Origin of the sequence: uncultured Aquimarina sp. (assembly GCF_947500065.1) — a bacterium.
Taxonomy (GTDB): Bacteria; Bacteroidota; Bacteroidia; order Flavobacteriales; family Flavobacteriaceae; genus Aquimarina.
Map to the genome: position 1 here is coordinate 1,000,790 of NZ_CANMQT010000001.1, position 13,564 is coordinate 1,014,353.

Here is a 13,564-nt window from a genome sequence, read left to right on the forward strand (position 1 = left end):
GGGTATTTTCCTTATGCCCGGTTATATGGCTAACTATAAACCTAATAATTCGACAAAATAACTACAAATTAAATGATTGAGGATAAAGATCCATATCTGGCAAAATGGTTGAACAATGATTTGACTCCTCAAGCGCTAGACCAGTTTAAAAAGTCTGAAGAATTTGATGACTATGATAAAATTGTAAAAGGGCTTGAGTATTTTCATGCACCTTCCTTTGATGAAGATACATCTCTTGCTGTGACCTTGCAAAAGCTACAGCATCAGAAAAAAGGAAAAGTTATCCGTTTAAAACCTTTCATTTATACGATTTCAGCAGCTGCTTCTATTCTACTTATTATTGGATTGTTCTTTAATAAAGTTACCTATACGGCAGATCAAGGAACACAGCTTACCCTAACTTTACCAGATGACAGTCAAGTAGATCTTAATGCAGGATCATCATTAACTTACAATCGTTTCTTCTGGTCAGGAAATCGGGTTGTAACATTAGAGGGTGAAGGTTTGTTTACTGTAAAAACAGGTGAAAACTTTGTAGTTTCTACAGATTCTGGAACTATAGAAGTTCTAGGTACCATTTTTAATGTAAAGTCAAGAACTTCTGTATTCGAAGTAACTTGTTATGAAGGTAAGGTAAGAGTAGGGACCAACTCAAATGAACAAAAAATAATTCAGAAAGGAGAAGCCGTTTCTCTGAAAAATGGTTCTTTAAGTAAAAGAAAAGTTTTTGAATCAGAACCCCTATGGAAAAAAGGAGAAAGTCTTTTTATAAGCACTCCATTAAAAGAAGTTCTCGACGAATTAGAAAGACAATATAATATCACTTTTATCAGAACTGCTATTAATGAAAACAAGTTGTTTTCTGGAGGTTTCTTACATAACAATCTGGATATTGCTTTAGAATCCGTTCTTGTTCCCATGAACCTAGAATATATTGTTAATGGAACAAGTATAAAGCTTTCTAATAAATAGTTCATACCGTGGTCTCGTTATCCGTTACCAAACATAAAAAGTATAAAATTTTAATGTTACCGTTATTTTAATGAAAAAAACTTTTTTCCTATTGTTCTTTTTAGCCCATTCCATGCAGGCTCAGGTAACCAAAAATTACAACAAAGCACCCTTGCATCAAGTACTAACGGAAATTTCAGAATCTTATGGATTGATATTTTCTTTTAGCAATGACGTTGTAAAAAACAAAGTCATTACACTTTCACTTAACAATACATCTCTTGATGAGGTGCTCGTAACTTTAAGAGCATTAACCAACCTTACATTTAATAAAATTTCTGACAGACAAGTAACAGTTAGTGCTCCTGACACTAAAACTTCAATCTGTGGATATATTTTTGATGCAAATACTAATGGTCCTTTATCATATGCTTCAGTCTTAATAAAAGACGCAAATGAAGGGGTCATTTCTGATGAAAACGGTTTTTTTATTTTAGAAAAAATTGATAAAAACAGTTCTATCACAATTCAATATGTGGGATATGCAGAAAAAACTATTCCAGTAGCAACTTTCAAAAAATCCGATTGCCAACGAATTAGACTTATAACAGAAAGTACCGCACTAGAAGAAGTACTAATCATAGAATATATTACGAAAGGACTTGGAAAAAACATTGATGGATCTCTAGGTATTCTTAATGAAGAATTAGGAATTTTACCTGGTCTTATCGAACCAGATATTTTTCAAAGTTTACAGTTGATTCCCGGAATTAGTAGTCCTGATGAAACTGCAACGGGTATCCAAATAAGAGGTGGTTCACCTGATCAGAATCTGATTCTTTGGGATAATATAAAAATGTATAATACTGGACATTTTTTTGGACTAATCTCAGCTTTTAATCCTCATGTTGTTTCAAGCACTAAAGTATTTAAAGGAGGTGCGGATCCTAAATACGGCGATAGAGTATCTGGAGTAATTGATATTTCTAGTGATACCGAGGTTCCTGAAAAACTTAATGGTGGTTTGGGGGTTAATGGTACTCATGCAGATCTTTTCCTAAAAACTCCCATTGGAAAAAAAGTAGGATTAGTTCTTTCCGGAAGAAGAGCATATACGGATTACTTTGAAACTCCAACCTACTCAGCCTATTTTGATAAAGTATTTCAGAATACTAAAATAACTGATGTACTAAATCCTATAGATCTAGAGGATGACGATGAAATAGAAGAAGAAGTATCTGATAACAACTTTTTCTTTTATGATACTAGTGTAAAACTAATTGCTGATGTTTCTAAAAATGACAAAATTCAGGTAAGCGGAATATATACTAAAAATGATCTTGCATTTGAAATAAATAACGAAGAAGACCTCCTAACAGATGATCTTACCATCCGAAATGAAGGAGCTAGTTTTTCCTGGACAGGTGTCAAATCAAATCGTTTTCATCATAGTCTTAAAGGGTATTATTCCAAATACAACTCAAATTATCAATTTACAGAACGACAGGAAATGGAAATAGAAGAACAATCTATTCGAAAAAACACTGTAGAAGATATTGGTTTTGATCTGGATCTGACATATGATATAAACAAAAAAAACTCAGTAACAATTGGGTATCAATTCTCTAATAATGAAGTGTTTTATAATATCACCAGAGATAGTGATTTCGAAACTCCGATTAATGAAAGAGATCTGGTAAAAAATAGTGCCAACTCGATATTCGCAAATTATAAGTTCTCATCCAAAAATAAAGGACTAGTCAATCTGGGGATTCGAGCTTCACATTATTCAATTGTTAATGAATTATATGCGGAACCAAGAATAAACATTGAATATCCTATAACTAAAACCTTACGTATAAAAGCTACAGGTGAACTGAGATACCAACCAATAAGTCAATTAGTGGAATTTGAAGATACTCAACTTCGGTTAGAAAATAGTCTATGGATTCATTCTGATAATGAAGAAATACCATTATTAGAAAGCACTCAGTTTTCAGGAGGATTATTGTTCTCTAAAAATAATTGGAATTTTGAAATAGATGGATACTACAAGCGTATAGATGGTTTGACTTCTCTTACCAATGGTTTTAACAATATCAATAATGAACTCTCTACCGGCAAAAGTAACATTATAGGTTTAGATATATTACTGAAGAAACGATTCAAAAATTTTAGAACATGGATTGGGTACACCTTTAATGATGTTGAGTATACATTTTCTGAAATACAGGCAGAATCATTTCCTGGAAACAATGATATTACTCATAATTTTAGGCTTTCTAGTACCTTAGAATTGAATAATTGGGAATTTTCTTTAGGATGGATCTGGAGATCTGGTGCGCCATTTACGGACGCTGATCTTATAAATGAAGATATCGAATTTGGAACTCCTAACGCTTTAAATATGCCAGAATATCATCGTTTAGATGCATCATTAATTTACCGCTTTGATATAAACACAAATAAGAAATGGAGAGGTCAGATTGGTGCCTCTATACTCAATGTTTATGATCGACAAGTACCTATTTCAATAAGTTATCGAGCAGATGAAAATATTGACACCGGAAATATAGAACTAGATGTAATACGTCAAGAATCTTTGGGTATTACTCCAAATTTTATTTTTAGATTGTATTTCTAAACACAAAAATTAGCCATTACAATTCTCTCTTGAACACGCGTTGCTCTAATCTCTTATCATAAAGATTTTGATATAAAACGTTATATTAGTCTAAACAAAATACATCAATGAATTATATCGACATCATCTTAGGCATATTATTGCTATGGGGATTAATAAGAGGTTTTAGCAAAGGATTGTTTGTTTCACTAGCATCCTTAGTGGCACTTATTGCAGGAATATACATCGCAGTGCACTTCTCTCATGTAGCTGGAGGATATTTAGAGCAATATGTTGATTGGGGAGATGGTGCTATGAAACTCACTGCATTTGCTATTACATTTGTTCTTGTAGTTATTTTAGTCTCTCTAGCAGGAAAATTACTTACCAAAATCGCAGATTTCGCCTCGCTAGGCATTCTTAATAAGCTCCTGGGAGCAGCTTTTGGAGTATTAAAATTTGCTTTTATTGCAAGTGTTGTCATTATGTTTTTGGATGCGGGAAATAGGTCTCTAAATATTATCAAACAAGAGACTTTAAATGAATCCATACTATATGCACCTGTTAGGAAGTTTGCGCCAATGATTTTACCTAGTATTCTCAAGGAAAACTCTGAAACTAATGATACAACTACAACAATTTAAATTGATTTTTTATTTCCAGTATACAGGAAGCGTTTTTCTGATTTTACTCTCTTTCTGCTTTTTAGGTTGTTCTAATACTGATGAAAGCGTTCCTAATAATTCTGTAGATTGTAATCCCGGTCAAGCCATAATTAACTCTTTTGAAAATTCTGATGGAATTAATAGGATATATGATGATGGAAAACTGTTCATCATTAATAACAATTCCTGTTCTTTTTTTGGTCAGTATTTTGATCCTGATTTTCTTGAAGACAATTATGCTATAACGGATCAAGGTATTTTTATACGAACCGATAGTGGCGAATTATTTCCTATAAATAATAATTTTACCGATACTTTTGAAAATTACGATACTTTCCTTTCTTTATTTATTCAATCTACATCAGATATTGATAAGTTTTGGGGTAATATGACCTTACAAAGCCCAACAACTCCTAATCTAGAGGATTACGTTGCGTTACGAAATTGTATATTCGAAAACACTTGTGACTTTATTGATAATAAAATAGAGCTGGCAGTTGATCCAACTTTAGCAACTAATACTGTCTTAAAATTTACAGCAGTTGCTCCGACACCCGATATGGTAACTTCTAAAGCCTCTTTAGCATCCGTTTTACCCTATTTTACAAAAAGCGATGACATATGGTTTCAAGCAGATTATTATCTTACTGAAAACAGGCCTTATAGTTTAGTTGATTTCGAAAGCTCTTTTTTCTTTGGCAGTCCTGGTCCAAGAATAATAATTAGAAATAATCAGATTGCTTTCGAAAATAAGTTTGGCACTAAAATTCTATATACTCAAAGTAATGGTATTAGTCTTCCTACGGCAGATTGGTTTACCTTAAAAGTACATCTAAAATATAGTGATACTAACGATGGAGTATTACAAGTATGGCAAGGCAACATCTTAATTATTGACACTACAGGAATCAATTTACCTACTTCAAATTCTGTTCAGAATTCGTTAGAAATAGGAATAAGTGCTACTGATGTTTCCAGTACTATATATATGGATAACCTCAGAATTTCTGATACTTCTTTTTAGTTCGTATCAATAGTATCGGCAATACCGTTAATATACTTCATACTGGTATTAAAATCTTCAAAAATACATTCTTCTGATATCAAATCTGGAATAATATCGATTCGCTCCATCATATACCTAGGCTGGTTAAGCAGTCCTACAAAAAGAACTTTTACTTTCTTCTTTTGCAGATCCATAATCATTTCTTCCATGGCATATAACCCCGTTTGATCCATATATTGCATCCTATCCAATCGCATAACCACCATTGATGCTGTATCTGGTATTTGAGCCGCCAACTGCTGAAAATCACTTGTAGAACCAAAAAATAGTGGCCCTTTTAAGTGTTTTATAAAAACTTCTTCTTTTAATCTTTTAGGAAAATCTTTCTCATCCTTCCATTCTTCTTCCTTAAGTGGCTTTAAATCAGATCTTTCTGCAGTTAAGTCTCCAATCTTTTTCATAAACATTAATGAAGCAATCACCAATCCAATACCTACTGCATATATTAAATCCCAAAATGTAGACAATACTAGAACGATAAGCATTATCAATACTTCTGAACTTAATTTTAAGGGACCTAATTTAATATCTCTTGGTAAACTTGGAATCGCCTTAAGACCTTTATAATCCATTACTCCAATACCTACAGTGATTAATATTCCCGCTAAAACTGCAGCCGGAATTTTTGATGCTACAGGCCCTAATGCTAACATAATTATCAATAACAAAATACCCGCAATCATTCCGGACAATTTTGTTTTTCCTCCGGCATTTATATTTACAACTGTTCTGATAGTTGCTCCAGCTCCTGGAATTCCACCAAAAATCGCTGCTACACTATTTCCGATTCCCTGACCTACCAATTCTTTATTAGGTTTGTGTTTAGTTTTGGTCATATTATCGGCCACAACACTGGTTAATAAAGAGTCTATTGCACCTAGTAATGATAACGTAAGCGCAGTAAATATGTACGGAGTTATATTCCCAAGATTAAACTCTGTAAAAATACCCCATTTAGGAATTGGGATTCCAGTTGGGATTTCTTCAATTGGTCTATAATCCAGACCAAAACCAACGGCTACTCCAGACATCACTACTAATGCTACCAATGTGCTTGGAACTGCCGTAGTAATCCTTTTAAAACCATATATAATAATAATAGTTCCTATTGCTAATAACAATTCTAACCAACTAATATTTTCTAAAGCTCTTGGTAAAACTTTTAAAGCCCCTACAGTACCAGAAGCATCTTTTGCCGCCAGTGTTTTAGACTCCCTTAAAATATCATCTTGCGATATCGTATTTGCTCTGGAAATCGTTTCCTTAAAATCTTCAAGCACCAAAATTCCTTCTCCTGCTTCCTCTTTTAAGATATTTTCAAGAATTACTTCTTCAGCTTGTGCCTTAAAACGTTCAACATACTCTGCATCCTCTTTCGGATAATATCCTAATGATGGCAATACCTGAGTTAATAAAATAATTACACCTATGGCAGTCATAAAACCAGAAACTACAGGATATGGGATATATCTAATATATTTTCCAAGACCTATTAATCCCAGTCCTACCTGCATTATTCCAGCTAACAAAAAAACCGTCAATATTGCTGGTAACGCCTTTTCAACACTACCATCATTAGCTGCAATAATACCAGCAATGATAACCATACTTACTGCAGTCATTGGTGCTGTCGGTCCCGAAATCTGTGTATTGGTCCCACCAAACAATGCTGCAAAAAAACTAATAAAAATAGCTCCGTATAATCCGGCACTTGGACCTAAACCCGAAGATACTCCAAATGCTAATGCTAACGGAAGCGCTACAATACCGGCTGTTAAACCACCAAAAGCATCACCTTTTAGGTTTCCAAAAAATCCTTTCATTATCCTAGGTTTTATCTAACAATAATAGTAAAACTATTAGAAAGTTAGCACAAAAAGCCCAAGTCATTTGGGCTTGGGCTCTTTTTTAAGAAATTTTTAGGTTTTTTAGTTTTCAAAGAAGGTAACCACACCATTACTGATATCGTACATTCCTCCCATTATTATTATTTCGCCATTTGATTCCATTTCCTTAAGAACCTCACTTTGACTTCTAATATTATCGATAGTCATATGTACGTTTTTAACTGCTACTTCATTAACAAAATCGATATTCTTTGAGTTTCTTTGTGTAGGATCAGTTGGCTCTGTAACTGCAGCCACAGCCGGCTTAATTTTACTTATAAGAGCGGTAAGGTTCCCTAACTTGGCATCATCACATGCTCCTTTTACTGCACCACATGCAGTATGACCTAACACCAAAACTAACTTAGTTCCAGCCAGCTTAGAAGCAAATTCCATACTTCCAAGAATATCTTCATTCACAAAATTCCCAGCTACTCGTGCACTAAAGATATCTCCAATTCCTTGATCAAAAATCAATTCTGAAGATACTCTAGAATCAATACAACTTAGTATTGTAGCGAAAGGAAACTGACCACTTTTAGTATCATTTACCTGATCTAAGAGATCCCGAGCTGCCATATGCTTTTTCTGAAATCTTTCATTACCTTCTTTTAGTAATTGCAATGCGATTTGCGGCGTAATATCTGCTTGTGCTTCTTTTGTAAGTGCTTTCATAATATCTGTATTTATGCTGTTTTTGGTCTTAATTGAAAAAATTGAATATAACTATCTGGATTTTCTACAACTCCTCGTTCCGATATTAAGTGAATATCAATATTTCTGTTTTTTGCTTTTTCCGAAAAATCTTGTAATATTTCGATAATATCATTGTCTAAATATCTTGTCTTCCTAACATCTAGAGTAAGATCTGTATTTTCTGGTAATTGATCTAATTCTTTTAAGATCGCCCCTTTGTTAAAAAAAGTAACCTCTTCTGCCAATGTCATTTTTATCTTATGTTTCCCATTACTCTTATCCTCAATATGTAAAAAGTGAGAATTCTGGTAACTTTTGATTAAAATTACAACAATACCTACCATTAATCCAAGACCAATTCCTATTAATAAATCTGTAAAAACAATACCCAAAACAGTAACTGTAAAAGGGACAAATTGTTTCCAACCCATTAAATACATCTTTTTAAACAATCCAGGTTTTGCTAGTTTGTATCCAACAATAAGCAGAATAGATGCTAAAACCGACAGCGGAATCATATTTAATAATCTAGGAATAAGAATAACCGAAATTAATAATAAAAAACCGTGAATTATTGCTGACATCTTAGACTTACCACCAGATTGTATATTAGCAGAACTACGAACTATAACTTGTGTAATAGGAAGTCCTCCTATCATTCCAGAGATTATATTTCCTGTACCTTGTGCTAATAATTCTTTATTCGTTGGAGTTACTCTTTTTTCAGGATCTAACTTATCAGTTGCCTCTACACACAATAACGTCTCTAAACTTGCTACTAAAGCAATTGTAAATGCTGTCACCCATACATCCATCCTAGTAATTGCAGAAAAATTAGGAAAGCTAAACTGCCCAATAAAAGAAGAAAAACTATCTGGAATTGGCACACTTACCAAATGGTCTTGAGATATTGAAAAAGTTTCCGAAGATGATGTAAAAACATAGAAAAGAATCCCTACCGCCACTGCTACTAATGGTCCTTGAATAATTTTAAAAATTTTACCCTTCTTTGATAATACTTTATCCCAAAGTAATAAAATTGCAAGTCCAATTACTGCTATCATAGTTGCACCAGGACTAATAAAACTAAGTGAGTTAAAAATCTCAGAAAATGTATTCTCTCCATCTACCTGAAAGAAGGCAAAGTCCCCTTCTGGATCTGAATCATATCCAAAAAAATGTGGAATCTGCTTCAAAATAATAATAATACCTATACCAGTAAGCATTCCTTTAATAACGGATGATGGAAAATAATATCCAATAATTCCTGCTTTCAGAAATCCAAAAACCAATTGAATAACTCCTCCTAAAACGACGGCTACTAAAAAATTCTCGTAGCCTCCTAGTGCTCCAATTGCTGTTAACACTATTGCCGCTAATCCCGCTGCGGGTCCACTTACTCCTATTTGAGAACCACTCATTGCTCCTACTACAATTCCTCCAATAATTCCGGCAATAAGGCCAGAAAAAAGAGGAGCGCCACTCGCCAAAGCGATTCCCAAACATAATGGTAATGCTACAAAAAACACTACAATACTTGCAGGAAAATCACTTTTAATATTTTTAAAAATATTCATAATTCTATTGATTAAGTTAGTGCCTGAAATCAGGCTATTGAGGATTATTTTGATTCAAAAAAATCAAAAAACATATGCTCCTTATCCTAAAACAAAGAGAGAAAAATTACTTCATAAAAATTATGAGTGTTCTGGCGGAGGTGTAGTATACTCTAGATAAACTAAAGAGTTCCCGTACATTAAATCCGGATAACTTTTGATGATAAACGCGGATATTCTATTAGCCTTATCATCCCAATATTGAGAAATCTTATCTTTTTCTTTTAGATCTTCTTTTTCTGATTTTTCCTTTTCATTAGATTCGGATTTATCTTCAGTATCATCTATACTAAAAGCCATATACGATGTATCACCATGATATAAATCAAATAATTCCACAGCATAATTACTTAGGTTCAAAAGAAAACCCAGTACAATCAAAAATCTCGCTATTTTAAGCTTAATGGTCAAACAGAAAATAATTTTAGTTGACAAAAATAATAGTAATACTTTCAAAATCTGTTAAATCAATTGTAAAATTGTTTGAACAAGTTTATTGTTCGAAATATTTGACCAATAAATTCTCTTTTCAAAAAAAGATTCACATATTAGTTTATGAGAATTTTACAACTCCCTCAGATCCGTAGCAGGAATCCATCCGATTTTACCATCAGCGAGCTTGATTTTTTTCCAATCATTTACCGTTTCGGTTACTTTTACCTTGGTACCTTCATGAAGTTCAAATACTTCCTCGCTACGCAAATTAGGTTCACTTTTTATCGTAGTTTCCTGAGCAAAAATAATAGCGTATTGGTTGTTTTTTATAAAACGATACTGTTTAAAAGCAAAGAAAATTCCAAATAAACCTATGATTAATGACACCCAAGATCCCAGAAAAAACAATCGCTTCTTAGAAGAAATTCTGGCTGAGTAGTAGAACATAAATAGTACAACAAAAAAGACCACACATACAACCGAAATCCACGCCCATACATCAAAACTAAACATATTCGTAAAACTATTGACTGTTCTAGAGATTACACCTTCAGGTATCACATCAATAGCATCTATAGTCGCATTGTTAGCAAAAGCAAGGTTGTTTAAAATATCTTCATCTTTTGGAGCTAATTCTAAAGCCTTCTCATAATAATAAATACTTGAGCCTATATTACTTAATTTGTAATTAGCATTACCTAGGTTATAGTATAATTCGGCAGATTCCTGACCATTATCCAAAATAGATTTATAAGCATCAATAGCTTCCTGATACTGTTCCTGATTATAAAAAGTATTTGCTTTTTCAAATACTTGATCTTCCTGAGCCAAACCAATCATATTCATCAGGAAAACAATTATTATCACTATATTCTTCACTACTTTCAATGTTTTATAATTGTTTATCAATTGCTGCTATCACTCTAGAAGCTTTGTCATAATCTTGTTGCATAGCTGTAGTAGACGACGGAGTATATCTGGCGAACTCACAGCTTTCTAACAATGCAATAAATTCTATAGAAGTAGTATCCTCCACTTCTCTTTCCTTTAGTAATCGCTGGATACGATCTTTACTCATATCACTGGTCTGGATATGCAATTTTGCTTTTAAATAATTATGCAACGCTCGTTCCATAGCAATATAAAACTCCTTCTGGTTTCCTAGGTTTTTTTTAGCTTCAGAAAGGTATTTTCTGGCTAGTTTATCTGCTTTTCGGACTCGATTACCACTAACATCACTCAATCTTTCTTCTCGCTTCTTACCAAAAAATAAGAATAGTGGAATTGCCAATAATGGAGCTGTTAACGCAATCCAATATCCTGTAGATTTAAAGAAGTACTTTTTATCTACAGATTGCAGGTTCGCATTAAGTTTTAGAAATCTAAACTGGCTTCCTGTCTGTGTTACAAGTTTCTTAGTAGTTCCTGAAGATTCAGAATTAGTAACTATACTACCGCTATCTGGACCATTCTTTACATTGATCACAATTTCTTCTGAAGTAATTCTCTTATATGTTTCAGTTTTAAGATCGAAATAAGAAAATGAAATAGGTGGAATCGGGTATGTTCCCTTAAACTGTGGTACTAAGGTATATGAATCAGAAATATTTCCTGCCATACCTGCTAGATTGGTTCTTACCCGTTCATTATGTTCTGGTTCGTATTGCTCTAATCCATTGGGAACATTAAGTTTTGGTAAATCAAAAAGCTTTAGATTTCCAGTACCAGAAACCAAAACCTTAGTTTCTAAAGATTCCGTTGCATCCAATTCTGTTCTATTAGGAGTTACCTTAAAACTAAAAGATCCTACAGCTCCGGTAAAATCATCAGGTTTGCCTTGTTCTGGAAGTGGTTTTACATTAATAGTCCTCATACCTGCTGCTACTGTTTTATTAACTGTAGAATATAATTTGCCGCCAAAAATATCACGACGATTAGTCGGGACATCTACCGCAATAGATAAGGTTAATGGCTCAATCTCTAGTTTTCCAGTTTTTTGTGGATATAAGACTGTTTTCCCACAAACAACAAAATTATACGGTTCTCCTTTATACTCTCCTCTTTCTACTTTTAGCTGACCTATTTTAATAGCTTGACTCCAAAAATCACTGTATTTTGGATTATCTATCTCTCTTAAATTACTAATCTGTATTCGCGGACTTACATACAACTTGTATATGACTGTAATGGCTTCATTAAGATATGGATTCGATTTTGAAACTTCTGCAACAAGATGTAAATTCTCGCTAGCTACATAATCTGCATTGTTACCATCTTTCGGCTTTTGTACCGCTGCTGTTACCTGAATTTTTACAGGTAATGTCTTATACGTTTGACCATCAATTTCTATAGTCGCCTGTCCTATTGTGAAATTTCCTCTTTTAGTAGGGGCAATAAAATAGCTAAATGTCTTAGCATATGACCTTTTGCCATTAATCCAAGAGTTACTTATAGATTGATTAGGCCCTCCAACAACGGTGAATCCGTTAAAACTAGGTTGTGTAAAGTTATCGCCGTCTTTATTCATCTCAAAATCGACACGTAATCTTTCATTAATACCCAGCTTTTTCTTGCTCACCTTAGCTTCAAACTTAACCTGAGCTGTGCTTAGGTGAGTTATCGCCACAAATAGTGTTAGAAAAATTAATTTTAGTTTCATCTGTTATATTTACTGTTTTAGAGATCAGGTAGCATTTTTGTCAATTGCATGTATTTACCAGTCTTTTTCAGTTTTTGTTTTTGCTCCTTTTGCTTTTTTAGCATTTATCTTATCCTGAACTTTCTTCTCTTCATTGTTCATAGCTTCTAATAAACTTTTCACTTGCTGAGGAGATAATTGTCCCTGAACCTGTTGCGGTTGTTTTTTCTGTTCTTCAGGTTTACCATCCCCTTCTTTTTTATCTTCTTTCTTGTCTTTTCCTTCATCCTTAGGATCTCCTTTATCTTTTTCATCTTCTCCTTTTTGATCCTTTTTATCCTCTCCTTCATCCCCTTTTTTCTCCTTATCGTCTTCTCCTTCTTTCTTATCTTCTTTGTTCTCGCCTTCCTGGTCTTTATTATCCTTATTCTGATCTTTATTTTCGTCCTTCTTATCCTTGTCTTTATTTTTATCCTTATTCTGCTCGTTTTTCTTCTCTTCTTCTTCAAGCATTTTCTTTGCTAACGCCAGATTATATCGAGTCTCATTGTCTTTAGGATTATTACGCAAAGCATTTTTATAAGCTTCTACAGCTTCCTTATATTTTTTTTGTTCCATATAAGTATTCCCTTGATTATGGAATGCTTTATGCTTTTCTATTTTTGATGTAGCATTTTTTACTACTTCGGTATACCGCTGCGTAGCCTCATCATATTTTTCTGTATTATAATATGCATTCGCTAAATTATATTTTGCAGTAGCATCAACTGGATTTTTAGATATTGCCTTTCTATACTCTCCTTCTGCCTTCGGAAAATTACCATCTTTAACCAGCACTTCATTTCCTGTCGCCACAAATCGATTTGCTTCGGCGATAGTTTCTGCTCTATCTTCCTCTTCTTGCGAAAAACCAATTCCAAATTGGAAACACAACAATATGAATACTATATTCCTCATAACATCTTTATTTTTTTACATTTTGGCAACA

General features: G+C 33.4%; 11 protein-coding genes. 4 read left to right on the plus strand and 7 right to left on the minus strand.

The window, feature by feature from the left end:
• Positions 1 to 72 precede the first annotated feature (72 nt).
• The 4 genes from Q0975_RS04490 to Q0975_RS04505 all read left to right on the plus strand — a co-directional run bounded on the left by Q0975_RS04490 (position 73) and on the right by Q0975_RS04505 (position 5,263).
• A complete protein-coding gene (locus Q0975_RS04490; RefSeq protein WP_299433702.1) occupies positions 73 to 972 on the plus strand; it encodes a FecR family protein in 900 nt (299 codons plus the stop codon).
• Positions 973 to 1,042: 70 nt separating this feature from the next.
• The gene (locus tag Q0975_RS04495; RefSeq protein WP_299433705.1) at positions 1,043 to 3,595 is read left to right on the plus strand and encodes a carboxypeptidase-like regulatory domain-containing protein; all 2,553 of its coding nucleotides are present in this window, start codon (positions 1,043 to 1,045) and stop codon (positions 3,593 to 3,595) included.
• 107 nt (positions 3,596 to 3,702) lie between these two features.
• A complete protein-coding gene (locus Q0975_RS04500; protein ID WP_299433708.1) occupies positions 3,703 to 4,218 on the plus strand; it encodes a CvpA family protein in 516 nt (171 codons plus the stop codon).
• A complete protein-coding gene (locus tag Q0975_RS04505) occupies positions 4,196 to 5,263 on the plus strand; it encodes a heparin lyase I family protein (protein ID WP_299433711.1) in 1,068 nt (355 codons plus the stop codon). The genes Q0975_RS04500 and Q0975_RS04505 overlap by 23 nt, the downstream gene beginning before the upstream one ends.
• Here the strand turns inward: Q0975_RS04505 and Q0975_RS04510 are convergent.
• The 7 genes from Q0975_RS04510 to Q0975_RS04540 form a co-directional block, all read right to left on the minus strand.
• The gene (locus Q0975_RS04510) at positions 5,260 to 7,128 is read right to left on the minus strand and encodes a SulP family inorganic anion transporter (RefSeq protein ID WP_299433714.1); all 1,869 of its coding nucleotides are present in this window, start codon (positions 7,126 to 7,128) and stop codon (positions 5,260 to 5,262) included. The two genes, Q0975_RS04505 and Q0975_RS04510, sit on opposite strands and share 4 nt — an antisense overlap.
• A gap of 105 nt (positions 7,129 to 7,233) precedes the next feature.
• A complete protein-coding gene (locus Q0975_RS04515; protein ID WP_299433717.1) occupies positions 7,234 to 7,866 on the minus strand; it encodes a carbonic anhydrase family protein in 633 nt (210 codons plus the stop codon).
• An 11-nt stretch (positions 7,867 to 7,877) separates the two neighbouring features.
• The gene (locus Q0975_RS04520; RefSeq protein ID WP_299434237.1) at positions 7,878 to 9,458 is read right to left on the minus strand and encodes a SulP family inorganic anion transporter; all 1,581 of its coding nucleotides are present in this window, start codon (positions 9,456 to 9,458) and stop codon (positions 7,878 to 7,880) included.
• Positions 9,459 to 9,584: 126 nt separating this feature from the next.
• On the minus strand, positions 9,585 to 9,914 hold the full coding sequence (locus Q0975_RS04525; protein ID WP_299433720.1) for a hypothetical protein: 330 nt from the start codon (positions 9,912 to 9,914) through the stop codon (positions 9,585 to 9,587).
• A gap of 153 nt (positions 9,915 to 10,067) precedes the next feature.
• Positions 10,068 to 10,817 (minus strand): tetratricopeptide repeat protein, encoded by a 750-nt coding sequence (locus tag Q0975_RS04530; RefSeq protein WP_299433723.1) that lies wholly within the window; start codon positions 10,815 to 10,817, stop codon positions 10,068 to 10,070.
• A 13-nt stretch (positions 10,818 to 10,830) separates the two neighbouring features.
• Positions 10,831 to 12,597 (minus strand): BatD family protein, encoded by a 1,767-nt coding sequence (locus Q0975_RS04535; RefSeq protein ID WP_299433726.1) that lies wholly within the window; start codon positions 12,595 to 12,597, stop codon positions 10,831 to 10,833.
• A gap of 54 nt (positions 12,598 to 12,651) precedes the next feature.
• Positions 12,652 to 13,533, minus strand: a complete 882-nt coding sequence (locus Q0975_RS04540) for a tetratricopeptide repeat protein (protein WP_299433729.1) — start codon at positions 13,531 to 13,533, stop codon at positions 12,652 to 12,654.
• Positions 13,534 to 13,564 lie beyond the last annotated feature (31 nt).

Bases quoted from the DNA above. Each gene is read 5' to 3' on its own strand.
- Q0975_RS04515 (WP_299433717.1), bottom strand. From the start codon at position 7,866: ATGAAAGCACTTACAAAAGAAGCACAAGCAGATATTACGCCGCAAATC.
- Q0975_RS04505 (WP_299433711.1), top strand. From the start codon at position 4,196: ATGATACAACTACAACAATTTAAATTGATTTTTTATTTCCAGTATACA.
- Q0975_RS04490 (WP_299433702.1), top strand. From the start codon at position 73: ATGATTGAGGATAAAGATCCATATCTGGCAAAATGGTTGAACAATGAT.
- Q0975_RS04500 (WP_299433708.1), top strand. From the start codon at position 3,703: ATGAATTATATCGACATCATCTTAGGCATATTATTGCTATGGGGATTA.
- Q0975_RS04535 (WP_299433726.1), bottom strand. From the start codon at position 12,597: ATGAAACTAAAATTAATTTTTCTAACACTATTTGTGGCGATAACTCAC.
- Q0975_RS04510 (WP_299433714.1), bottom strand. From the start codon at position 7,128: ATGAAAGGATTTTTTGGAAACCTAAAAGGTGATGCTTTTGGTGGTTTA.
- Q0975_RS04540 (WP_299433729.1), bottom strand. From the start codon at position 13,533: ATGAGGAATATAGTATTCATATTGTTGTGTTTCCAATTTGGAATTGGT.
- Q0975_RS04495 (WP_299433705.1), top strand. From the start codon at position 1,043: ATGAAAAAAACTTTTTTCCTATTGTTCTTTTTAGCCCATTCCATGCAG.